Below are 23,273 nucleotides of genomic sequence, written 5' to 3'. Positions count from 1 at the left end.
TTAAAACGGCATCTTAAAGCCAGGTGGCATACCCATACCTTGGGTGATTTTCGACATCTGCTCTTGGCTGGTGGTTTCAACCTTACGCACCGCATCATTAACCGCTGCAGCGATAAGATCTTCTAGAATCTCTTTATCCTCTTCCATCAAAGAGTCATCGATGCTGACACGTTTTACGTCGTGACGACCGTTCATAACGATGCTGACAAGACCTGCACCCGCTTCACCCGTCACTTCAGCGCGAGCGATCTCCTCTTGCGCTTTCTGCATGTCCTCTTGCATCTTTTGGGCCTGCTTCATTAGGTTGCCCATTCCACCTTTCATCATAACTATGACCTCACTCTATCTCTAAAGGCTCAACGGAGAGTTCATCTAACTGTCCATCGAACATCTCAATTAATCGTTCCACATTGGGATCTTGTTTCAAATGCCTTACCGCCGCTATGCGTCGCTCTTCAGCACGGCGAATACGGTAGTTCACCGGCGTTTCACGAGTCTGTTCAGCCAGCTGAAAATCAACCGACATCGGCTCTTGGAAAAAGGCGGTAATCGCATCAGCAATACGTTGTTTGTGCTGATCATTGAAGAGCGCTTCCTGCTCAGCCGTATAGTGCAACACCATACGGTTCCCCTGAAGTGTCTCAAGGGACATCGCCTTAGCCAAGCTCTCGGTCATACCGGTTAGATCCAGTTGGGCAATCAAATGCACCCAATCTTCAAGCGCAAAATTGGAGAGCGTAATTGATTTTTCTAGCGTTTTTTTAGCCTGTTCTTTCTGCTCAACCGGCTCAACTGCCTCTACTGGCTTAACCTCTTCAACTACTGGTTGCTCATCCGGCTTATCGTAAGTGGCTAGTGGCGTCTCTTCGCCAAACAGATCAATCGCACTGTCGTTAGATTCAACAGGGTCAATAGCCGGCTCATCCATGAGTTTATCCATGGGCTCAGCTGGCTTAAATGGTTCAGATGGCTCAACCCTAGCGGACTCCAACGGAGCCGATACGGCCTCCATCGAGTCCGCTTCAAACTTTTTTGCCGTTGGCTCCTGATCTGCATAGGCCTCAGCGGGAATATCCTCCCATGGCGGGGGATCATTCACTGGAGCAGACTCTGGCTGCGCTAGCGTCGCTTGAGTCTCTAGCGGCTTTTCAACAACTGGCGTTTCGATCGCTGGCTGTGGTTCCGGCTCACTGACAGCAGGCTCATTTTCAACAGGCCTAGAGATCTCAGACGGCTTAACGGGTGGCGCATCGATAGGACGCTGATCGACAGGACGGAAGGCCAACATACGTAACAAGCACATCTCTAATGCTTCACGAGGGTTCGGTGACATCGGCAGATCACGACGGCCTGTTAATGCGATTTGGTAGTAGAGCTGTATCTCTTCTGCACGCACCTTGCCAGCAAGCGCTTGAATCTGAGCCTGATCCCCTAAGCTATTATCGATCGCAGCAGGCACCACTTGAGCCAAGGCTACTCGATGCAGAATCGAGATCATCTCAGCTAATACACCAGCAAAATCGGGCGAAAACTCAGCCATGGCTGCTACTCGATCGATCGTTGCTTTACCGTCACCGGCCACAATCGCATCCAGTAGATCAAACACCAAGCGATGATCAATGGTACCCAACATAGCACGCACATCACCTTCACGCAGCGCACCAGAGCCAAACGCAATGGCCTGATCGGTCAACGACAGCGCATCACGCATAGACCCATCCGCAGAACGCGCAATCAGCCAGAGTGAAGCGTCATCAAAGGGGATGGACTCTTCGCCCAGTACAAACTGAAGGTGAGAGACGATCTTCTCTGGCGCCATGTTCTTCAGGTTGAACTGAAGACAACGACTCAAAATGGTCACTGGCAGTTTCTGTGGATCGGTTGTCGCCAGTAGGAATTTAACGTGCGGTGGTGGCTCTTCCAACGTCTTCAACAAGGCATTGAATGACGAGGTCGACAACATGTGTACCTCGTCTATTAGGTAGACTTTGTAGCGACCTTGAGTTGGTGCGTATTGCACGTTCTCTAACAGCTCACGGGTATCTTCCACTTTGGTACGTGAAGCCGCATCGACCTCGATAAGATCAACAAATCGACCTTCAGCAATTTCGATACAGGAGCTACAACGACCACATGGCTCCGAGCTGACGCCCTCTTGGCAGTTCAGCGCTTTAGCAAACAGACGTGCAATGGAGGTTTTACCCACACCTCGCGTGCCGGTAAACAGATAGGCGTGGTGCAACCGGTTCTCGTCGAGCGCATTCACAAGCGCTTTTAGAACGTGCTCCTGCCCTACCGTTTCAACGAAACGACGGGGACGCCATTTACGGGCTAAAACCTGATAACTCATCCTATCCTCAGTGGTCGGAAAATTTTAACCCGATACTAACATTTATCGTTGGTGAGGGAGAGTCAAACAGCGGGAATTTTTACCAGAAATGGAGATGGCCCCACCAGCCACATCCCGGCACATGAGTCGACCGCTGTGGCTGCTCCCTTCCGGGCCTGACCAGGTTCACGGTTTATCATTGCGGGAGGACCAATGGAGCCACCACAAAAACACCTCGAATGAGGAGCGCGAAGTATAAGCACCCCGCTAGGCTATTGCAAATGAAGTTAAAGCAGACCTGACAGCATCACACCCGCCAGAAGCGTCAATGCCACCGCCATGCCTCGATTGATTCGCTGCTCGTGCTTTTCCAGTAGCGCCAAGCTTTTGCGTGTACTTAGCAGTAGCGAAACGATGATGTACCAGAGGGTATCAGTAACCCAGGGCGTTACGACCAGCAGCGTCTGCGTTTCAAAGGTTGATTCAGAGCCGACAAAAGGGGCAAAAATCGCAATAAAAAAGAGCATCAACTTAGGATTGAAGGTCGCAATAACGGCCCCATCACGAATCGCCTGCCAATAACTGGTTCGCGCGCGCTCTTCAGGCGCAATCTTCATCGATCCACCCTGCCAAGCGCCGCGTGCCATGTTCAGTAGATAAAGGGCGGCGATGACGGTTAAACCCACCTCTATCCAAGGCAAACGAGCCAGCAGCTGACTTAACCCTACGACCGTCAATAGAGCCCAACCACCGACCATTAAACCGTGCGAGATTGCAGTTAATAGACCATGAACACGGGATCCATTTAACGCCTGGTTTACAACAACCAAAAGGCTGGGACCGGGTGAAACTGCCCCCAAAGTACAGACCGCTAATAGGGTTAACCACTCAACTAAATTCACAAATACCTCAATGAAAAAGCTATGTTAAACTCCGCGCATTCTAGAACTTATGGAAACAGGTGTCATGGCGGGATCACTTCAAGACCAATTGTTAAAAGCGGGCCTTGCTAACAAACAACAGGCAAAAAAGGCGACGATTGAGAAGCGCAAAAAGAAAAAGCAGTCTCCTGATGAGGTCGCTGCAGAAAAAGCCAAACAGCAAGCGGATATCCAAGCCAAACGCGAGCAGAAAGCGGCACAAGATCGCGCCTTGAATGAGGCACGTGATGCCGAACAGGCCGAGAGAGCGATCGATGCTCAAGTGAAGCAGCTGATTGAACATCATCAAATTACGATATCAGAGCGCGCAGAGACTCGTTACCAGTTCGCTGATGGCAAGACCATCAAGCACATCTACATCGATGAATCGATGTTTCAGCCGCTTACTCGCGCCCAGATACGGGTCGCTAAACTCGGTGAAGGTTATGCTTTAGTACCGGCCGTTGTGGCAGAACGAATAGAACAGCGTCGTCCTGAACGAATCATTCCTCTGTCTAGCGATCAACAGGTGAGTGATGAGGATGATCCTTATGCGGATTACGCGATTCCTGATGATTTGATGTGGTAGGTTGGAGCGTAAATAGAAGGCGGATGACAGGCTAAAGCCAGTCACCGGTGCACGTAACGTATTACGGAGTCATGGTGACTGGCCTTCAGCCTGTCACCCGCTCTGACAGCGTTTTCCAGAGACTCACTCAGAATACCGCCTAGGAACACGCGCTGTTAGCCCCGCAAACAGCGTGTAGTCGATGGTATCGCAGCATTTAGCGACCCTATCCGCAAGTAACTGTTCATTGAACATGATCACCTCATCACCTACCGACACTGACGGCAAATCGGTCACATCAACGGTAATCATATCCATTGAGACACGACCGACGATCGGTGCTTCAACACCATTAACCAACACAGGTGTACCTTGCTTCGCTTGGCGCGGATAGCCATCGGCATACCCAATGGCGATCGTCGCAATTTTACGAGGTGATTCCGCGGTATAGGTTGCACCGTAACCCACCGACTCACCCGGTGAAATATCGCGCAACGCAATAATGGCTGTTTTCAGCGTCATAGCAGGCTGCAAACCTTGCAAACCCAGCTCACTCGGCGTTCCACCATAAAGCCCAATGCCTAGCCTCTGCCAACTATCAGCAGGCGTTGCTTGGGTAAAAATTCCGGCAGAGTTAGCAAAACTACTGAGGTTAGTTTTGACTGGATTAAACCGCGACTGTGCAACCTCATTACGAGGATGGGCAGGCTGATCGGCGCAGGCAAAGTGACTCATCATAACCGGTATAGGCAGTCCCTCTATAGAGGAGAACTGCTCCATTACACCCGCTACGGCATCTGCATCAAAACCGAGGCGATGCATACCAGAGTCCACTTTTAACCAGATCTGTGGTCGCCAATCGGTCGTCGACAGATAGCGAATTAGCCACTCAATTTGATAGTCACTGTGACAGACCACCCAAAAGTTTTGACGCTCACAAGAGGCTAACTCCTCCTCTGAAAAGCAACCTTCAAGCAGCAGAACAGGCGCTTTAAGGCCACCCTCACGCAGCTCTAGCGCTTCCTCGATAGAGGCAACACCAAAGGCATCGGCATCAGACTCTAAGGCTAGCGCCACCTTAACAGCGCCATGACCATAAGCATTCGCTTTAACCACGGCCAGAGTTTTGGCCTGCAGATTTTGCTGCTTGGCCAGTGCCAAATTATGTTTGAGGGCAGCTAAATCGATCTCAGCAACAAGAGGACGAGGCATGATTAGTCGGCTGTCACCATGATGGCATCGATCTCGATATCGACTGACTTAGGCAACTCTTTCACAGCAAACGCAGCACGCGCTGGATAGGGCTCGTCGAAGTAACGCGCCATCACCTCATTGACCTTGGCAAAGTGCGACATATCACTCAAAAGAATAGTCAATTTCACTGCTTCGTTGAGCGAGCCACCTGCCGCTTCAGCAATCGCTTTTAAATTTTCAAACACCTGAACGGCCTGCGCTTCGAAGCTTTCAGTCACCAGCTCCATCGATTCTGGAATCAAAGGAATCTGACCTGAGATGTAGACCGTGTTACCCACTTTGACAGCTTGTGAATAGGTACCAATGGCAGCCGGTGCATTGGGTGTAGAGATGGTGCTGCGATTAGACATGAAGCGCTCCTGATCAAGAATATTAAACTCAGGCCATTATCGCAGAGATCCTGGTTCTGACAAGTAGTAGAACTTTGTTTACTATTAGCCAACTAATTTGGGAGCCAAGATGAAACGCGCTGATCAACTACTGCTGGATAAAGGTCTGTGTGATAGTCGCACGCAAGCACAACGTACCATTAAAGAGGGGCGCGTTAGCTACCTTGATAAAGCCTGGCGCATCTTAAGCAAACCCGGCATCAAGCTTCCCGAGTCGACTGAGTTTCAGGTGACTCTGTCTGAAGTCGACCAGTACGTTTCGCGTGGTGCACTGAAACTGAAAGGCGCCGTTGAGATCTGCCAAATTGATCTTAACGATGTTCATGCCATCGATGTTGGACAATCAACCGGTGGCTTTACCGATTACCTCGTTCAACAGGGTGCCGCCTCTGTACTAGGTATTGAAGTGGGACATGACCAGCTGGCACAGAAGCTGAGATCCAACCCAAAGGTGACCTGCCTTGAAGGCTATAACGCGCGTGAACTCAAGCCTGAGCTAAAAGCACACAGCCCCACTGGACAGTTTGATCTAGCCGTTATGGATGTCTCATTCATTTCGCAAACCCTTATTTTGCCGGGACTTTGCCAACTACTGGACAGAGGGAGCTACCTAGTCACACTGGTGAAACCTCAGTTTGAGTTAGGAAAGGAGCACATAGGCAAGGGGGGAATCGTCAAATCGACGGATCTCTATAAAGAGCTGGAGGAGCGTTTTAAAACGCTGATGTCCGAGTTAGAGATGAGAGTAGTGACCTACATCGACAGCCCTATTAAAGGGGGTGATGGGAATCACGAGTTTCTGCTCGTCGCAGTAAAAGACCCGCTCACCCAATAATGGGGAGCGGGAAACCTGGACGGTTTAAAACTTAATTAATCGGCCTGACGACGCAGGAAGGCTGGGATATCCAAGAACTCCATATCATCAGTACCGGTTTTCTGTTGTACTGGCTCTTCCATCTCAACCGCCTGCTCGGCTTGTTGAGCCTGACGATTACGGATTACTGTTGGCAACTCAAGCTGGCTGAAATCAGAGGCTGTAGGTGGCGCCGTTTTCACCTCTACTTGCGTTGGGCCACCGGTTGTCACATCACTGTTTACAACACGGGCACCCGCCTGTTGAGCCTGAGCTAAACCAGTCGCTACTACCGTGACTTTGAGCTCTTCACTCATATCTGGATCGATAACGGTACCGACCACAATGGTCGCATTGTCTGACGCGTACTCTTCAACAATTTCACCCACTTCAGCGAACTCACCCAGGCTAAGGTCCATACCCGCTGTGATGTTCACCAAAATGCCACTTGCGCCTTTCAGATCAACATCTTCAAGCAGTGGACTCTTAATCGCCGCTTCCGTCGCTTCTGCTGCACGCTCATCACCACGCGAATGACCGGTACCCATCATGGCCATGCCCATTTCAGACATCACCGTGCGAACGTCTGCAAAGTCGACGTTGATCATGCCCGGACGGATAATGAGGTCAGCAATGCCTTGAACGGCGCCCTTAAGTACATCGTTGGCTTCACCAAAGGCTTTGATCAAGCTGGTGTTTTTACCTAGCACAGGAAGCAGTTTCTCGTTAGGGATAATAATCAGAGAGTCGACCTGCTCCTGCAGCTCACGAATACCCTCTTCCGCAATCTTCATGCGTTTTTTGCCTTCAAATGGGAAGGGTTTAGTGACGACCGCCACCGTCAGAATTCCCATCTCTTTAGCCACTTCGGCAACGATCGGTGCAGCACCCGTACCGGTACCACCACCCATGCCAGCAGTGATGAAGACCATGTCGGCACCACGCAGAGAGTCGGCAATCTGTTCACGGTCAGAGACCGCTGCCTGACGACCAACATCCGGGTTAGCGCCCGCACCCAAGCCTTTCGTCATATCACCACCGATATGAAGGGCTGTACTAGCGGCCATTTTTCCAAGTGCCTGAGCATCGGTATTGGCACAGATAAAATCTACACCCTCTACATCCGACGCGACCATGTGGTTGACTGCGTTACCGCCACCACCACCGACACCGACAACTTTGATTACTGCGTTCTCGTTTGTATCTTCTACTAACTCAAACATATCTTCCTCCAGGTTTTATGTAAGGCAGGCCCGATCTTTGCCGGTTACTGCCAACTAAGCTCTGATTAAAAGTTACCTTTTAACCAAGATTTTGTTTTAGAGACCCACCCTTCTGATGGCTCTTTTTTAACTCGTTTTTTCTCAGGCTGATGCTCAGCAATATCGTCCGGCATCAAACCAAAATCGGTCATTGTTTCGGCATCCACATGCTGATCAAGGTCGTTATCCGCCGAGTAGAGCAACAGACCAATCGCCGTTGCGTAGATAGGGTTACTCAACAGATCATCAACACCGCCTACACCCGTTGGCTTAGCCAAACGAACAGGCATGTGGAATATCTCTTCAGCGAGCTCAACCGCGCCTTCCATCTTCGAAGTACCGCCGGTCAGGACGATGCCGGCTGCCGCTAGATCTTCAAACCCACTGCGGCGAAGCTCTTGCTGAACTAGGGTAAACAGCTCTTCATAACGCGGCTCCACCACTTCAGCCAGAGCTTGGCGTGATAGATCTCGCGCAGGACGATCACCGACGCTTGGAACTTTGATCGTCTCATCAGCACGCGCTAACTGCGCCAATGCACAGGCGTACTTCATTTTGATCTGATCGGCATGCTGCATTGGGGTGCGCAATGCCATGGCAATATCATTGCTGACTTGATCGCCCGCAACAGGAATCACAGCTGTGTGACGAATTGAACCTTGAGTAAAGATCGCGATATCGGTGGTACCACCGCCGATATCAACCATGCAGACACCCAGATCCTTCTCATCATCAGTCAACACCGCGTAACCCGATGCCAACTGCTCAAGAACTACGGCATCGATCTCAAGACCACAGCGGCGAACACACTTCTCAATATTCTGAATGGCGTTAGTCGCACCGGTAATCAGATGAACCTTAGCTTCCAAACGCACACCGGACATGCCAAGCGGCTCTTTGATGCCCTCTTGGTTATCAATCAAATACTCTTGCGGAAGGATGTGCAGAATGCGCTGATCCGCCGGAATCGCGACCGCTTGAGCAGCCTCAATGACACGCTCTACGTCTGATTGAGTCACCTCTTTACTCTGCAGAGCAACAATACCGTGTGAGTTTTGACTCGCAATATGGCTACCAGAGACGCCCACACTGACTGAGTGAATTTTGACTCCCGCCATCAACTCAGCCGCTTCAACCGCTCGCTGGATCGACTGCACAGTAGATTCGATGTTAACGACCACACCGCGTTTTAAACCGCGTGATGGGTGAGAGCCGACGCCCACGACCTCAATATCACCGTCCGTACCGATCTCGGCCACCATACAGACGACCTTAGAGGTACCGATATCAAGAGCTACAATCATTTTTGAATCCACGATTCACACCCAATTTTCATTACGTTTAACCATTTTTATGCGCTCTCCGGCGCGTACTCCAAGTGATTGACGATTTCGCGTAAAGCAAACGACGTCTGCATACGTGAAACATGCGGTAAATCACTCAAAACCTTTCGGCGCAACCGTTCAAAGTCACGCAAATCTCTTGCTGCTACCTTTAATAGATAATCCGCATCGCCGCTCATTAGGTAACAGGATCTGACACTCGGGACCTTAGCAACCGCACGCTCAAACTCTGATTGAGCCGCATCAGACTGGCTATCGAGCGTAATTTCAACCATGACGGTGGCGGTATAACCAACCTTATCGGGATCTACGAGTGCGGTGTAACCAGAAATGATGCCGTCTTTTTCTAGACGTGCGATACGGCGAGACACGGCCGAGCCTGAGAGACGAACGCTATCCGCGATCTCATTCGTGGTGCGACGTCCATCTTGCTGGAGCGCACGAATTATCTCCCAATCTTTTGCATCCACAGATTACAAATCCTAAAGCCAGTGATGACGATTAAATCGTCCATTGCTCAAAATATACACAACCCAACCAAGCATTCCAACACTTAACGCAAAATATTTGCGTTTATCTTTAATTTAATGAGAAATTTTTGCAAAAACTACCAATGCAACCCATATAAATCATATAAATAACAATATTTTCTAATTTACGCACAAATTTTGCGTCATTATTGAGAAATAGACAGTAACTTAATTATATTTACAAAAAATTAACGAAACTAATGCAAATTATAGATATGAAAAAACAATACTAACACACAAATAAAACGCCAATAATTTTTAATTTATGCAAAATATTTGCATTAAAATTAGATTGTAAGCACAAAATCAAAATATATTATTGATAAACGGCAAAAAACACTCTCTTAGGTTTACATTAGATTTACACATAACATCGCAACATTTTTGCGTCATAAGAACTAAAAACAAAAAACGCAGCCGAGGCTGCGTTTTTAGGTAGGACAAATTAACGATTAGGGCCAGTAGATATAGAGCACCGCAATAGAGGCCAAGGTAGCAGGAACTGTTAAGAATAGTGCCTTGGTAGCACCGATCAATTTGACCACCAATAACTGATGCACGATCGGGAAGGTGATGAACATTGAGCTCAATGGAATCGACCAGTGCAAGGTCTGAAATCCATAGGCCAGAGAACCCACCAGCGTTAGCGCAGCAAGATTACCGAGCACCACCATCATGACCATATTCTGCTTCACCGCAAACCATGCAGGACGATCAGATTCTGGCATTTTGTTGATGGCACCTACACTCAGCGCAGCCGACATTGAGAAGACGCCGGTTAACAGAAAGATGTATAGCGATTCGTTCATAGTTATAATCTCCTTTTAGCGATATTGTACGGACCTGCACAGAGATTAAAATGAAAGTTAGACAAATAATTTTAGGATCGCTCGCTGCACTTGCACTCACTCCAACCGCCAACGCTCTTAGCGATGAAGGAAAGCACTGGGTGTGCGAAACCGAGTCTCTCTATCGCTCGCTGTTGAGCGCACGTCTGTATGGAGTGGGCAAGGAGCCAGAACAGGGCTGCCAAACCCTACCTACCGGTGTCGCAATCAGCCAGCAAAGCTGCATTGAGTCTGATATTAAACTTTGCCAATACCTTTGGACCGAAGATGGAAAGAGCGTCACCATGTGGGGCAGCGCCATCATCTCCACCCTTAATCAATAACTGAGTATCCCATGCCTGACTTTCTCGTCGACGAACAGGTCGAAGACTATGCCTTTATCTCTACTTCAGCAGAGCCCGAACTCCTGCAGGAGTTGATCGACCAAACCAACCAAAATATGGGATGGCCACAAAAGCTATCTGGCCGCCTGGTCGGCCGAACACTTAAGATGCTCTCTGCGATTGCTCAGCCGAAACGCGCCCTTGAAATTGGTATGTTCACAGGCTATTCAGCGCTATCCATTGCGGAAGGCATGCCGGATAATGGCAAGCTTATCTGCTGTGAAACCAACCCACGCGCGATCGACTTCGCAAAAACCTTTTATGAGCGAAGCGAACACGGCAAAAAGATTGACGTGATCTTTGGTCCTGCCATCGACACCCTTGAAACTCTTGCAGATCAACTTGATGGCCCATTGGATTTCACCTTTATCGATGCCGACAAACGCAACTACCTAAACTACTACTTAAAGGTTAAAGAGCTGACTCGCCCAGGTGGCTTAATCGTACTTGATAACGTGCTCTGGTCTGGCAAGGTCATTCAACCAGAATCCGATATCGATGATGTGTTAGTTGAAACAAACCGACTGATTGCAGAGGACCCCGAGGTGGAAAACGTCTTTCTGACTCTGCGCGACGGTGTCAACGTCGTTCGAAAGCTCTAAATTGAACGTCATGCATATCTTAAGAAAAAAATTTCATGGGATATGCAATTTTCATGAAATCCACTCACGTTTATACTAAGCCACACTTAAAAGAAGCAATTGGAATAGAGATGAGCTGCTCACTTCAGGACAAATTAATCGGTACGGACCAAGGGGTTTATGTCATCGGTACTACCCCACCCAAAATGGGCACCGAAGATGAAGTGATGTCAGGCATTGCTGACAAGCTGCTGGAACGACTCGACCATATCGCGTTCGATGGCATTATCGTTTATGACATTCAGGACGAGAGCACTCGCATCGACACACCTCGCCCATTCCCCTTTGCTCAAACACGTGACCCGCGCCACTACGCTAAATTGCTTCACGAAAAGAGCGGCTGCGGAACCATCACCTACAACAGTGTTGCTCAAGGTAGTCGACAAGAGTTTGAAGAGTGGGTAGAAGAGACGACTGAGACCTACCACCAGAACAATATCGTCCTGGTTGGCGCCCCCTCCTCGGAAGGTGACTACAAGTTCAGTTTGAATGATGCCTACCAATCACTGGAAGAGTCTCATAAAACAATTGCCCTTGGCGGTGTCTGTATCGCAGAGCGCCATCAGAAAAAAGGCGATGAACACGAGCGCATGGTGACCAAGCAGAAAGAGGGCTGTCACTTCTTCATCTCGCAAGCGGTTTATAACGCACAAGCGACCATCGACATGCTGACCTCCTATGCTCGTCGCTGCAAACAGCTCGATATGGAGCCGGCACGAATCATTTTGACTTTCACACCTTGTGGCAGTGAGAAGACCCTTGAGTTTATGAAGTGGTTGGGTATTTCGGTACCAGAGGCGACCAGCTACCGAATTTTGGATGCCGATCAGCCACTTAAAGAGTCTATTAAGATCTGTTACACCAACTTGCAGATGATTTTGGAATCTTGCGCCGAATTGGATCTACCGCTGGGCTTAAATATCGAGAGTCTTACGAACCGCAAAGAGGAGATTGATGCGGCAATACAGCTTTACTCTTTGCTGCGCGCCCGAATGGAACTGGCACTCTCGGAGCGAGCAATCGGCCTCTAACCGCCCGCTAACTTAACGGTAAAACCCTCTTTCTCTAAGAGGGTTTTAAGTTTGTCGCGGTGATCACCTTGAATCTCAATAATTCCCTCTTTGACAGCACCGCCTGAACCACACCCCTGCTTCAACTTTTTCAGAAGCGTCTTTAATTCAGACTCAACTCTTGGCACACCGGAAATGGTAGTGACGGCTTTGCCTTTTCGCCCAGAGGTTTCACGACGAATGCGAACTACCCCATCCATTGCGGCAATGCGCGTCTGCTCTGCCTGCTCTGAACAGATACAAGCGGTTAACGCTTCGCCACAATCAGGACAGAGGTTACCTTTTTCCGTGCTGTAGACGAGTCGACTAAGCTGATCTTGAAGTGATGCCATATTAAACCTTTATTCCTCCACCGATCTGTCGAGCAAGGTAGCTTGCATAGGAGTCGGTCATACCGCTAATAAAGTCCAAGGCACGCATGTAGCCTTGATAGAGCGACTCACCCGAAGAGGGGGCATGAATCCCCATCAGACCGATAATCTTTTCACTGCGATAACAGAGATCTTCTCCCTGCTTTTGGTGCTGCTCCCAGACCGCCTCGATAAAAGCCTCAACCAACACACCTAGAATAGTATAGGCACCCACCTCTAGCTCTGCTTTTCGATTGTCTGGAAAGACCCGCTCTTGGGCGATACGTTTCGCTGCAGCCAACCCATCTCTAACCATGGGATCGCCATCACTGAGAAGCTCACCCTGATATTGACCTGACAAGATCTCTGGCAGCTGATCGGCAAACACCTGCACCGCTGAGTCGACCATGTTCTCCATCGCTCGACCACGAAGTGCCGAAATCTTACGTCGTGCAGAGGCCTGGGTCGCGAAGATCTCATCATCAAACTCCAGGTCGCCGCAGAGCGTTGACAAGATAGGTTTAACCTCATCGAAACTAAGCAGGTTCAACTCAATAGCATCTTCAAGATCCAATATGGCGTAACAGATATCATCCGCCGCCTCCATTAGGAAGTTCAGAGGGTGACGCGCCCAGCGATCCTCTTCAAGCTGAGGCAGACCAAGATCTTTGGCCAGTGATGCTACTAAAGGAAGTTCCGCTTGATAACAGCTGAACTTACCCTTCTTACCACCGTGACGAGCTGTCCAAGGGTATTTCAATAGTGTTCCTAGAGTTGGGTAGGTTAAGCGCAGACCACCATCAAAGAGATGGTTCTCGATCTTGGTGACGACCCTGAGCCCCTGCGCATTACCTTCAAAGGTTTTTAGATCTAAAAACTCGTCTTCAGAGAGCTGCGAGAAACGCTGATCCTCTTGACGCTGACGGAACCAATCACGAATGGCGTACTCGCCAGCATGACCAAAAGGGGGGTTACCAATATCGTGAGCCAGACAGGCCGACTGAACAATCATCCCCAAGTCATCAGGCGATATGCCCTTTGGCAGCTGATCAGCAATCAACTCGCCGGCACGAATGCCCAGACTACGCCCAAGACTGCCTACCTCAATGGAGTGAGTCAGACGAGTATGGATGTGATCGTTGAGGGACATAGGGTGCACTTGCGTCTTACGACCCAAGCGACGGAAAGCACTACTAAAGATGATTCGGTCATGATCTTTGTGGAAGTGGCTTCGACCCTGCTCCGCCGATTCTACTTCGTCGTGACCATAACGTTTGCGCGTTAGCAGCCTTTCCCAATCCATTTACACTCTCCCAAAAAACTTGGAAGGAAGTGTGCCAGATCCTAGCCCTCTTTATAAGCGTCCAACGCGCGTTTTCGCTCAAGAGAGTAATCAATGATCGGCGCGGGACGACCAAACGCCTGCCCTGCCCCCGGCTTATGACGCTCTTTAGGCGGTAGCGCGGCCAGCTCTGGCAACCACTTCACAAGAAATTCACCTTTGGCATCGAACTTCTCGCTTTGCGCAGTCGGGTTGAAGATTCGAAAATAGGGAGCGGCATCAGCACCCACTGAAGCAGACCACTGCCAACCACCGTTGTTGGATGGGAAATCAGCATCAATCAGATGCTCCATAAAGAACTTCTCACCGCGGCGCCAATCGATGCCAATTAATTTAGTTAAAAAGCTGGCCACGACCATACGCAGTCGATTGTGCATCCAACCTGTTGTTAACAGCTGTTTCATCGCTGCATCGACAATCGGAAACCCTGTCTCACCCTGACACCAAGCCTGCCACAGCGGCTCACGATCCAACCACTGAATCTTCTGCTCAGTTTCTGGTCTAAACGGCTCAAGTTTAGACAGCTCTGGAAACGCAACCGTCAGGTGACGATAGAACTCACGCCAGATGATCTCATTGAGCCAACTGCTCTCTAACCAGCCATCGTTCTCACGCTCCTGTCTTTGAACATGCATCAACTGTAGTGGTGACACAGCACCAATGGTCAAGTAAGGCGATAACTGGGAGGTCCCGTTGATTGCTGGAAAGTCACGATGCTCTTTGTAATCCAACTCCCGTTCACGGACAAACTCGTAGACACGTTCACGGATCGCTTCGGTCTCAACGGGCCACAACTCTTTATCATAGGACAGTGGGCGCCAGCCAAGATCGTCTGGGATGTCATCAGAGTGAAGTGCGGTCTCTGGGAAAGGGGTGTTCATCGCTTTAATTGAGTAGTCAAATCGAGGTAACGCTGCCCGCCATGCACGAGAGAATGGGGTATAGACTTTAAAGTCTGTACCCGTTTGAGTTTTAACCTCTCCGGGTGGAATGATCACCTCACCATGAAAACCCTGACAGCTCACATCAGGTTGAAGGGCTGCAACGACTGCATCATCGCGCAACTGCTCATTTAGTGGATACTCGTGATTGAAGAAAAAGTGAGTTGCTGACAACTCTGTTGCCAGGTTTCTAATGGCACTGGCACAGTGATCAAAGTGCCCTGCCTGAATCACTTTTAAGGGCACATTGAGAGATTCAAGCTCGCCTTTAACCTGCAGTAACCGATCTCGCCATAGCCCCATACGTTGAGGCGATTCGTTATGTTCCGACCAGCTCTCATGAGTCAGACAGACAAGGGCCACCGTGGCCAATCCATTACGTTGCGCAGCTTCCAATGCTGGGTTTGCGGCTACTCTAAGGTCATTGCGAAACCAGACGATATTCATGTTTTCCCCAAAAAAAAGACCGGCTTTAAAACCGGTCTTCTTATTTCAATAGTGATTACAGACCAATGAATGGCTGAGCCAGACGACCCATAATACCTGTAAATTTAAGTGGCGCTTCAGTTGCGATCAGACAGATGCACTCAGAACCGGTATCAACGATCGGCTGGTGTTTGATCTCTTCATCAAGATCTGCGACATCGCCCTGACAGAAACGCCCCACATCGTCACTGTACGAGCCACGAAGGATCATCGTCAGCTCATTACCCTTGTGGGTATGGTGCGGCACAGAGACGCCAGGCTGAATTCTAAGAAGACGACACGCTCCCTCTCCAGGGAAATTAAAATCGTAATGTTGCACACCCGGGCCAAGACGCTTCCACTCAATGGCATCCAGGTCAGATCCGACAATTTGCGCCAGAGGTTCTGGAACTTCTGCACTGCCTTTGAATTTAACAGCTCGTTCAGCAACCACCTCTTCGCTACCATCGAGCATACCCAAAATGGAGTCTAAAGAGCCTTCGCTCATCGCTTGCGGTTGGATGTCAGCAAGTAACTCACCGCCGATACACTCTGCTTCCCAAGCTTTAGTTTGACAGGTCTTGCACCAGTGAAGATGACTATCAACCAACAGTGTCATACCATCAGACAGCGCGCCGGCGGCACGTGCCATAAGGGTAGCATCGTCAAGATGATGACTTATTTTCACTCTTCTTCTCCCCAATGAGCTTTGAGTTTGCTGAATGCCAATCTCAATCTCGATTTAACGCTGCCGAGCGGTATACCTAACTGCTCGGAAATTTCTGAATGACTCTTACCCTCATAATATGAGAGGTAGAGAACCTGTGCCTGAGCTTCAGGCAACTTGGCGATCGCTCCGCTCATTCTCTCTTCGAGAACGGCATGCTCGCCGTAATGACGTTGATCGGGATCGATCTCTTCTTCAGGTAACTCGTATTCAACCGCTTTCTCTCTGCGAAGGCGATCGATGCATTGGTTTCTTGCCAATGTGAAAATCCAGGTACTGGCACTGGCTTTACTGCGCGTGTACAGGTGCGCTTTACGCCATACGGCCAGCATCGATTCCTGTGTCAGCTCTTCGGCTGCCGCTACCGGCATTCCAAAACGGATAATGTACGCTTTCACTCTGGGTGCAAAATGTTCGTATAAGCGGCTGAAATCCGCTTTACTGCGGGTTTCAGAAAGCGACGCGAGCAGGTCTGACCATGCATCCCGCTCCTTCTTCTTTTTTTGCTCCGCTATTGCCACTGCTGCAGTCACATCAGTTTCCTCGGATCTGTTATCAGTCATCGCTTTCACTACGTTAGAGGGTTTATAAATGGATCACATTTTGAACAGTAAATAGTAAAAATTGACCGTTGGCCACTTTTTTGAAAATAACCGACATCTTTTGATCTATCAAGGTAGACTGTTCGTAACGAAATTCAAGCTTGTTTTTGCATGGACTCAATAATGAATGTAAGGCCTTTAAAACCATTGAATATCGCAGTTATCGGTTCTGGTATCTCCGGATTATCCGCCGCCTGGCTTTTAAGTAAACGCCATAACGTTTCACTTTTTGAAAAAGATGATCGCCTTGGCGGCCACTCAAATACCGTTGAGATCGACACTCCCGAAGGCAACGTTCCGGTGGATACAGGGTTTATTGTATTCAACCCCGTTAACTATCCCAATCTGGTCGAGTTCTTCAAATATCTCGAAGTAGACACTACCGATACCAATATGACCTTCGGCGTCTCACTAGAGAAAGGCAAAGTGGAGTATAGTGGCTCTGGCTTGGGCGGCTTTTTTACACAGCGCCGCAACCTCCTCTCTTTTAAACATTGGGGTCTACTTCGTGAGATCTTAGCTTTTTACAAAGATTCTGATCGACTCCATAACGACCCTAGTCTGGCCGAATTAACGCTTGGACAGCTTTTGGAGCGCGAGGGTTACAGTCAAACCTTCATTAATGAGCACCTTCTGCCCATGAGCGCTGCAATCTGGTCAACGCCCATGGATAAGATGCTGGACTACCCTGCAGAGACCTTTATGCGTTTCTGCATGAACCATGGTCTCGTTCAAGTGAAGGACCGCCCACAGTGGCGTACAGTGATAGGTGGTAGTCGCCAATACGTTAATAAAATCGCTGAGCAACTGGGTGATGGCGTCATCTTGAATGCTCGCGTACACCGTGTCGAACGCGATGCTGACGGAGTTACTCTGATCGATCACCACGGACAGAAGCGTCGCTTCGACCAGGTGGTATTTGCATGTCATGCTGATCAGACCCTTGAGATGCTGTCTGACGCAACACCGGAAGAGCAGCGACTTCTGAGCGCCTTTCCTTACCAACGCAATCGTGCGCTGTTACACACTGACACTAACCAGATGCCAGTCCGTAAAGGTGCTTGGTCAGCTTGGAACTATCTGGCCTCAAGCGATCAAGGCGAAGGTGAGCTTGCAGTGACCTATTGGATGAACGCACTGCAGCCTCTGCAAACCAAACAAGATGTGTTTGTCACACTCAATCCTATCGAAGAACCTAAAGCCGATAAGATTCTTGGCAGTTTCCTATACGACCACCCTGCGTTTGATCAACGTTCCATTGAGGCACAGAAGGAGATTTGGGCCATTCAAGGTCAACAACGCAGTTGGTTCTGCGGTGCTTGGATGGGCTATGGTTTCCACGAAGATGGTATCCAATCAGGCCTCGCAGTTGCGGAACAGCTCGGAGGCGCTTTGCGACCTTGGACCGTCGACAACCCCAATGGACGTATTCATGTTCAAGAGCCCGTTAGAACAACGCAAACATCCGAGAGCGCAGCCTAATGTTTAGCTCCGCGCTCTATGAAGGCAAGGTGATGCATCACCGCTTCAAGCCTAAGCGTCACCGTTTCATCTACTCAGTTGCCTCAATGTTGATTGACCTTGATGAGCTAGATAGCCTCGACGCTAATCTGACTCTGTTCTCAAAAGAGCGTTGGAATCTATTTAGCTTTAAAAACCGTGATCATGGCGAAGGGAGCGACCGAGACCTCGCTGAACAGGTGAGAGAGCAGCTGCTGCAATACGAGCTGTCTGAGTATGGTCACAGTATCAAATTACTCTGCTACCCCAGAATGTTTGGGTACGTCTTTAATCCACTCAGTGTCTTCTACTGTTACGACTGTGACGGCAACCTTGGTGTCATTCTTTACGAAGTAAACAACACCTTCGGTGAACGACACAGCTACCTGATCCCAACCAACAGTAAGAGTGATCAGATTCGTCAAAGCAGTGAAAAGAGCTTTTACGTCTCTCCATTTATGCCTATGAAGGCGCCCTATCAGTTTCGCATGCTGGCACCCCATCAGCGAGTCTCTGTCTGCATTCGACAGTCCGACTCAGAAGGGTCCCTTCTGCACGCCACCTTTACTGGTAAACGAACTGAGCTGACGAACAGAACACTGCTAAAAGTCCTGTTTAAATACCCTTTGATGACCTTCAAAGTGATTGCTGGCATTCATTGGGAAGCGCTCCAACTCTGGCTTAAACGCGTACCACTTCAAAAACGAGTCAAAGGTACGACTCATCAAGTGGTTTTAATCGATAATAAAACGAGGGTTTCTGATGCGTCCTTCTGAATACACTACGACCCTTTCCAACCAGCAGCTGTCGTCTCTCGGTTGGTTCAACCGTCGCGCATTGAATCTGTTGCACAAAACACTCGATGGACAGATTAAAGGGCGACTGACTCTTGAGCTACCCAACGGCATGATTCATGACTTTGGCCAGCAGACAGATAATGAACATCACGCCATCATTAAGATTAATAGCTTTAAATCCTTGCGTCGTCTTGTCCGAGGTGGATCTATCGGCTTTGCAGAGAGCTTTATGGATGGCGAGTGGCAAACACCCGATGAGGTCAGCGTTATTCGCTGGGCTCTAGCCAACGAAAACTTAGTGAATGACATCCTAAAGGGCCACCCCCTTCTGCGTTTATTCAATCGTTTAAGCCACTTAGGCCGTGCGAATACGAAAAAGGGCAGCCGCAAAAATATTGCTTACCACTACGACCTAGGCAACGACTTCTATGCTCAGTGGTTAGACCCAAGCTTCACCTACTCCTCAGCTCTGTTTGAGAGTGATGAGACACTGGAAGAGGCACAACTCAACAAGTACCGAACCATTTGCCAGATGTTAGATCTTAAGGCCGGTGAGCATGTGCTTGAGATCGGATGTGGCTGGGGTGGTTTTGCTGAGGTAGCGACCAAAGAGTTTGGCGCCAAGGTAACAGGAATCACTCTATCAAAAGAGCAGCTCGCATTTGCCAAAGATCGAATGAGTCGCTTAGGTTTAAACAATCAGGCGGACCTACAGCTTATCGATTACCGTGACATCCAAGGTGAATACGATCACATTGTCTCAATAGAGATGTTTGAAGCGGTCGGCGAAGAGCACTGGCCAACCTACTTCGAGACACTCAAAAAGCGTCTTAAAAAAGGGGGAAGCGCGGTCCTGCAGATTATTAGCATTGCCGATGATCGTTTTGAACAGTACCGCAGCTCTGCCGACTTCATTCAGCGCTACATTTTCCCTGGCGGCATGCTGCCAAGCCCTACCGCGCTAGAGGGAGAAATCTTGTTAGCGGATCTAAAACTCTGTGAACAGAAGTTGTTTGGTTTGGATTATGCCAAGACCCTAGAGATTTGGCGCCGAAACTTCTTAAACGCTTGGCCAAGCATCAAGGCGACCGAAGCGTTCGATGAGCGCTTTAGACGCATGTGGGTTTACTATCTAGCTTACTGTGAGGGTGGGTTTAGAGAGGGTTCGATTGATGTCGGACTCTACAAAGTACAGCACTAAGCTATCGAAGAGCCAGATAGGATTTTATGCCCTTCCGGCTCTTCCGCTCTCACTTCCAACTCTAGCGCTCTATATCAACCTACCCACTTGGTACCACGAACACTGGGGCTTATCGCTTGGTCTGATTGCACTGATTCTGTTTTTTGCAAGAGTGTCAGACCTCCTCGTAGATCCCTTTATAGGGAGGTTGAACGACCGACTATCAGACACAACTCAAAGATCGGTCATCATCGCAGGTGGGTTGATTTGTATCCCGTCTGCACTGCTGCTGATTTACCCAGCTGAATCCTATACTGCCATCTCGCTGAGTCTGGGATTAATCGGTCTCTTTTTTGGCTGGACGCTGATTCAAATCCCCTACCTAAGCTGGCTAGTACGTCTAAGCAGCGATGCACAAGAGCGCATAACGATCGCTTCGTTTAGGGAGTTTTTGGGGTTGATAGGCCTTCTGCTCTCCGCGCTCATACCTGCACTGATGGTCTATCTTGGTTACTCAAGCACCGAAGCACTCAGAGCCGTTGTTTGGATTGCACTGCTACTGGGGGCCATCACACTGACACTATTGATGGCTAAGGTTCGTTTAAAACCCTTAACTAGAAAAGAGGATTCTCAAACAGATCCAGCCTCCAAATGGCGGCCGATTCAACGAAATCGCTTAGCCAAGAGACTAGCAATCTCTTGGTTTTTTAATGGTTTAGCGAATGGCGTTCCTGCGACGCTGTTTCCGCTCTACATCACAATGGTTCTGTTATTGCCAGAGAGTGACCGAACACTCTACATTGCGATCTACTTTCTCGCTTGTATCATCTCAATCCCAGTATGGATTAAGCTGACGCGAACCCTAGACCGAATAGATCTATGGCGAGCCGGCATGTTTATCAGTGCCGTCGTATTTGTACCCGCCAGCCTGCTGGGTAGTGACACTGCTTGGTTGTTCGTTCCTATCTGTCTATTAACAGGTGCGATGCTGGGAGCTGATCTGGCGATACCCCATGCGATTCAGGCTGACGTCGCCGATTATCATCACTGGCGATTTGGACAATCACAAACGAATTTGCTCTTTGCACTGTGGAACATGATCACAAAACTGGCACTGGCACTTTCAGCCACCCTCGCCTTTGGTCTGCTTGAACTGGTGGGTCAAACACCCTTAGCGCTCGCATTGATCTACGCTCTTATCCCCAGCGTATTTAAAGTCATAGCCGTGTTAGTGGTTCGCGACTTTAGGTTGAGCGCCAACACACATAAGAGAATTAAAAAGCGTTTGGAGACCATCCGTTGAAAAAAGCGATAGCAGTTTTACTGATGGTTATGTTGAGTGGGTGTTCACAGATGCAGATCGATCAAATCAGTCAATCGCAGCCAGCATTGAAGATTGAGGAGTACTTCAATGGCAAGGTCTATGCTTGGGGTATCTTCGAAGATCGTTTTGGCACCATCAGACGTCAATTTCAAGTTGAGATTGATGGTAACTGGGATGGCCAAACGCTCACCTTAGATGAACAGTTTCTCTATGATGATGGCGAGCGCGACCAGCGCATTTGGGAGATCACATCATCCAACCCAGGTCGTTATGAAGGCCGCGCAGATGACGTTATTGGTTCAGCAACCGGAACCAGCCAGGGCAATGCATTGAACTGGCAGTATGACATCGATTTAAAAGTGGGCGATGGCAGCTGGCGTGTCACCTTCGATGATTGGATGTTGCTGCAACAAGGCGGAGTACTGATCAACAGAGCCTATGTCAAAAAGTGGGGGTTCACGATTGGTACCGTCACCCTAAGCTTTATGCGCGGTGATGCTATGAAGGAAGCGCCATTTTCGCTTTGATCGAGCGCAGAATTCGTCCTAGAAGGGGTAGTTTCATGTACAAGGGTGCACTATCCCAATAGTCTAAATGTTCAGTAATCAATCCGCTCTCATTAATAGAGAGACGACTGACCCCCTCTGTTGTAAACACCCCCAATACAGGCAACTTTGCACGGAACTCCCACCGAACATAAGCCGCCTCTGGCTGTTCACACCATTCAAAGACGGTAAATGATGGATCCTCTGAGCGTTCAAACATATCGGTCAGAATTTCACACATCTTCGAAAAGCCACGAACGTCATTAAACGGATCGGCGAATCGAACATCTGGAGTCACCAGTGATTCAAACTGAGTGACACTGTCCGGTGTTAAGTTCTCAAAAAGCTCAACGTATTGTTTTACCGATGTTTGATTCATCGTTTAGTGACTCGTTTTACCAGAGGGAAATAGAGTTTGTAGGGCAAGTGCCGCAACAAGGCAAGTGTAGCAGCAAAGAGTTTAGGAAAGCGGATCTCAAAACTACGCCCTTTCAGCCCTTTCACAATCTCCGCAGCGGCTTGCTCAGGCGATATCAACGCGGGCATTTGAAATTGATTCTTGTCTGTGAGAGGTGTCTTAACAAAGCCCGGATTGATCAACCGTATATCGACCTTTGAATCCTCTAGCTCAACTCTCAGGGACTCGCACAAATTGATCAGCGCAGCTTTAGAAGCACCGTAGGATGATGCATAAGGGAGTCCTCGGTAGCCTGCTAGAGAGGAGATGACACCAATTTGCCCACCTGATTTAAGATAGGTAGGAAGTATCGCCTCCAGCAGGTAGACCGCCCCGAAATAGTTCACCTGCATTAGCGATTCACAGTTATCTGCATTAAATTCAGTGGCTGGCATCTCTTGGTGCGTACCCGAGCTGATGATGACTTTATCGGGCATGCACTCTTGGCAAATCTCGGCCCAAGCGTTAATACAGGAATCGCGATCTGTCACATCCAGAGGCATATATTGGCAGCCGATAGACTCGGCAAAGGTTATTAAGCGCTCTTCGTTTCGAGCACTGATTAGGACTTGATAGCCCTCATCCAGGTAAGCCTTAGCGAGCGCAGCGCCAATTCCGGTACTGCCTCCAATTATCCAAATTCGACTAGCCAC

Annotated in this window: 26 protein-coding genes and 1 other RNA gene; 10 read left to right on the top strand and 17 right to left on the bottom strand. The window is 49.1% G+C overall.

Features of this window, described 5'->3' with window-relative positions:
- From XMG59_RS06105 to XMG59_RS06090, 4 genes are all read right to left on the bottom strand, one after another.
- Positions 1-327: a YbaB/EbfC family nucleoid-associated protein gene (locus XMG59_RS06105; protein ID WP_173481360.1), complete on the bottom strand. Its 327-nt coding sequence runs from the start codon at positions 325-327 to the stop codon at positions 1-3.
- A 10-nt stretch (positions 328-337) separates the two neighbouring features.
- Complete coding sequence (dnaX, locus tag XMG59_RS06100) at positions 338-2,350, bottom strand: DNA polymerase III subunit gamma/tau (RefSeq protein WP_173481361.1); 2,013 nt, start codon at positions 2,348-2,350, stop codon at positions 338-340.
- Between the two features lie 98 nt (positions 2,351-2,448).
- Positions 2,449-2,545: signal recognition particle sRNA small type (gene ffs / locus XMG59_RS06095), an RNA gene on the bottom strand.
- A gap of 71 nt (positions 2,546-2,616) precedes the next feature.
- Entirely contained in the window at positions 2,617-3,231 is a 615-nt protein-coding gene (locus XMG59_RS06090; protein ID WP_173481362.1) for a LysE family translocator, read from the bottom strand.
- 64 nt (positions 3,232-3,295) lie between these two features.
- Here XMG59_RS06090 and XMG59_RS06085 point away from each other — a divergent pair, with 64 nt between their 5' ends.
- Positions 3,296-3,838, top strand: a complete 543-nt coding sequence (locus tag XMG59_RS06085; protein ID WP_173481363.1) for a DUF2058 domain-containing protein — start codon at positions 3,296-3,298, stop codon at positions 3,836-3,838.
- A 123-nt stretch (positions 3,839-3,961) separates the two neighbouring features.
- Here XMG59_RS06085 and alr read toward each other — a convergent pair whose 3' ends face one another.
- Positions 3,962-5,029 carry an alanine racemase gene (gene alr / locus XMG59_RS06080; protein WP_173498383.1) on the bottom strand — a complete coding sequence of 356 codons (1,068 nt, stop codon included), beginning with the start codon at positions 5,027-5,029 and terminating at the stop codon, positions 3,962-3,964.
- A 2-nt stretch (positions 5,030-5,031) separates the two neighbouring features.
- Positions 5,032-5,421 (bottom strand): RidA family protein, encoded by a 390-nt coding sequence (locus XMG59_RS06075; protein WP_173481365.1) that lies wholly within the window; start codon positions 5,419-5,421, stop codon positions 5,032-5,034.
- A 109-nt stretch (positions 5,422-5,530) separates the two neighbouring features.
- Here XMG59_RS06075 and XMG59_RS06070 point away from each other — a divergent pair, with 109 nt between their 5' ends.
- On the top strand, positions 5,531-6,295 hold the full coding sequence (locus XMG59_RS06070) for a TlyA family RNA methyltransferase (protein WP_173484613.1): 765 nt from the start codon (positions 5,531-5,533) through the stop codon (positions 6,293-6,295).
- A gap of 35 nt (positions 6,296-6,330) precedes the next feature.
- Here XMG59_RS06070 and ftsZ read toward each other — a convergent pair whose 3' ends face one another.
- The 4 genes from ftsZ to XMG59_RS06050 form a co-directional block, all read right to left on the bottom strand.
- A complete protein-coding gene (gene ftsZ / locus XMG59_RS06065) occupies positions 6,331-7,536 on the bottom strand; it encodes a cell division protein FtsZ (RefSeq protein WP_173481367.1) in 1,206 nt (401 codons plus the stop codon).
- Between the two features lie 65 nt (positions 7,537-7,601).
- Positions 7,602-8,879, bottom strand: a complete 1,278-nt coding sequence (gene ftsA / locus XMG59_RS06060) for a cell division protein FtsA (RefSeq protein ID WP_173481368.1) — start codon at positions 8,877-8,879, stop codon at positions 7,602-7,604.
- Between the two features lie 47 nt (positions 8,880-8,926).
- Positions 8,927-9,388, bottom strand: coding sequence for an Lrp/AsnC family transcriptional regulator (locus tag XMG59_RS12290; RefSeq protein ID WP_173481369.1), 462 nt, complete (start codon positions 9,386-9,388; stop codon positions 8,927-8,929).
- 512 nt (positions 9,389-9,900) lie between these two features.
- On the bottom strand, positions 9,901-10,257 hold the full coding sequence (locus XMG59_RS06050; protein ID WP_173481370.1) for a hypothetical protein: 357 nt from the start codon (positions 10,255-10,257) through the stop codon (positions 9,901-9,903).
- A gap of 50 nt (positions 10,258-10,307) precedes the next feature.
- Here XMG59_RS06050 and XMG59_RS06045 point away from each other — a divergent pair, with 50 nt between their 5' ends.
- From XMG59_RS06045 to XMG59_RS06035, 3 genes are all read left to right on the top strand, one after another.
- Entirely contained in the window at positions 10,308-10,619 is a 312-nt protein-coding gene (locus tag XMG59_RS06045; protein ID WP_173484612.1) for a hypothetical protein, read from the top strand.
- Positions 10,620-10,630: 11 nt separating this feature from the next.
- Positions 10,631-11,281, top strand: a complete 651-nt coding sequence (locus tag XMG59_RS06040) for an O-methyltransferase (RefSeq protein ID WP_173481372.1) — start codon at positions 10,631-10,633, stop codon at positions 11,279-11,281.
- A 110-nt stretch (positions 11,282-11,391) separates the two neighbouring features.
- Positions 11,392-12,351: a hypothetical protein gene (locus XMG59_RS06035; RefSeq protein WP_173488727.1), complete on the top strand. Its 960-nt coding sequence runs from the start codon at positions 11,392-11,394 to the stop codon at positions 12,349-12,351.
- Here the strand turns inward: XMG59_RS06035 and XMG59_RS06030 are convergent.
- From XMG59_RS06030 to XMG59_RS06010, 5 genes are read right to left on the bottom strand one after another with little or no spacing between them, the layout of a single operon-like run.
- Complete coding sequence (locus XMG59_RS06030; RefSeq protein WP_173481374.1) at positions 12,348-12,722, bottom strand: translation initiation factor Sui1; 375 nt, start codon at positions 12,720-12,722, stop codon at positions 12,348-12,350. The two genes, XMG59_RS06035 and XMG59_RS06030, sit on opposite strands and share 4 nt — an antisense overlap.
- A gap of 1 nt (position 12,723) precedes the next feature.
- Positions 12,724-14,043, bottom strand: coding sequence for a deoxyguanosinetriphosphate triphosphohydrolase (locus XMG59_RS06025; protein WP_173488728.1), 1,320 nt, complete (start codon positions 14,041-14,043; stop codon positions 12,724-12,726).
- Positions 14,044-14,084: 41 nt separating this feature from the next.
- Positions 14,085-15,470, bottom strand: a complete 1,386-nt coding sequence (locus XMG59_RS06020; RefSeq protein ID WP_173488729.1) for a deoxyribodipyrimidine photo-lyase — start codon at positions 15,468-15,470, stop codon at positions 14,085-14,087.
- 55 nt (positions 15,471-15,525) lie between these two features.
- Positions 15,526-16,176: a ChrR family anti-sigma-E factor gene (locus XMG59_RS06015; RefSeq protein ID WP_173488730.1), complete on the bottom strand. Its 651-nt coding sequence runs from the start codon at positions 16,174-16,176 to the stop codon at positions 15,526-15,528.
- Positions 16,173-16,778, bottom strand: a complete 606-nt coding sequence (locus XMG59_RS06010) for a sigma-70 family RNA polymerase sigma factor (RefSeq protein WP_173488731.1) — start codon at positions 16,776-16,778, stop codon at positions 16,173-16,175. Before XMG59_RS06010 ends, XMG59_RS06015 begins: the two co-directional genes overlap by 4 nt.
- A 162-nt stretch (positions 16,779-16,940) precedes the next feature.
- Between XMG59_RS06010 and XMG59_RS06005 the strand changes: the two genes are divergently transcribed.
- The 5 genes from XMG59_RS06005 to XMG59_RS05985 are packed head-to-tail and all read left to right on the top strand — an operon-like array spanning position 16,941 to position 22,145.
- Positions 16,941-18,299, top strand: coding sequence for an NAD(P)/FAD-dependent oxidoreductase (locus XMG59_RS06005; RefSeq protein ID WP_173488732.1), 1,359 nt, complete (start codon positions 16,941-16,943; stop codon positions 18,297-18,299).
- Positions 18,299-19,093 carry a DUF1365 domain-containing protein gene (locus XMG59_RS06000; protein ID WP_173481380.1) on the top strand — a complete coding sequence of 265 codons (795 nt, stop codon included), beginning with the start codon at positions 18,299-18,301 and terminating at the stop codon, positions 19,091-19,093. The genes XMG59_RS06005 and XMG59_RS06000 overlap by 1 nt, the downstream gene beginning before the upstream one ends.
- A complete protein-coding gene (locus XMG59_RS05995) occupies positions 19,080-20,315 on the top strand; it encodes a cyclopropane-fatty-acyl-phospholipid synthase family protein (protein ID WP_173481381.1) in 1,236 nt (411 codons plus the stop codon). The genes XMG59_RS06000 and XMG59_RS05995 overlap by 14 nt, the downstream gene beginning before the upstream one ends.
- Positions 20,287-21,597 carry an MFS transporter gene (locus XMG59_RS05990; protein WP_173498382.1) on the top strand — a complete coding sequence of 437 codons (1,311 nt, stop codon included), beginning with the start codon at positions 20,287-20,289 and terminating at the stop codon, positions 21,595-21,597. Before XMG59_RS05995 ends, XMG59_RS05990 begins: the two co-directional genes overlap by 29 nt.
- A 23-nt stretch (positions 21,598-21,620) precedes the next feature.
- Entirely contained in the window at positions 21,621-22,145 is a 525-nt protein-coding gene (locus tag XMG59_RS05985; RefSeq protein WP_371743736.1) for a DUF3833 domain-containing protein, read from the top strand.
- Here XMG59_RS05985 and XMG59_RS05980 read toward each other — a convergent pair.
- On the bottom strand, positions 22,117-22,542 hold the full coding sequence (locus XMG59_RS05980) for a nuclear transport factor 2 family protein (protein ID WP_173481383.1): 426 nt from the start codon (positions 22,540-22,542) through the stop codon (positions 22,117-22,119). The genes XMG59_RS05985 and XMG59_RS05980 overlap by 29 nt on opposite strands.
- Positions 22,539-23,273: an SDR family NAD(P)-dependent oxidoreductase gene (locus tag XMG59_RS05975; protein WP_173481384.1), complete on the bottom strand. Its 735-nt coding sequence runs from the start codon at positions 23,271-23,273 to the stop codon at positions 22,539-22,541. Before XMG59_RS05975 ends, XMG59_RS05980 begins: the two co-directional genes overlap by 4 nt.

The organism is Marinobacterium sp. xm-g-59 (assembly GCF_013283315.1).
Lineage (GTDB): Bacteria > Pseudomonadota > Gammaproteobacteria > Pseudomonadales > Balneatricaceae > Marinobacterium_E.
Note: the sequence above shows the minus strand (reverse complement) of the source record. Positions and strands in the feature narration are given on the sequence as shown.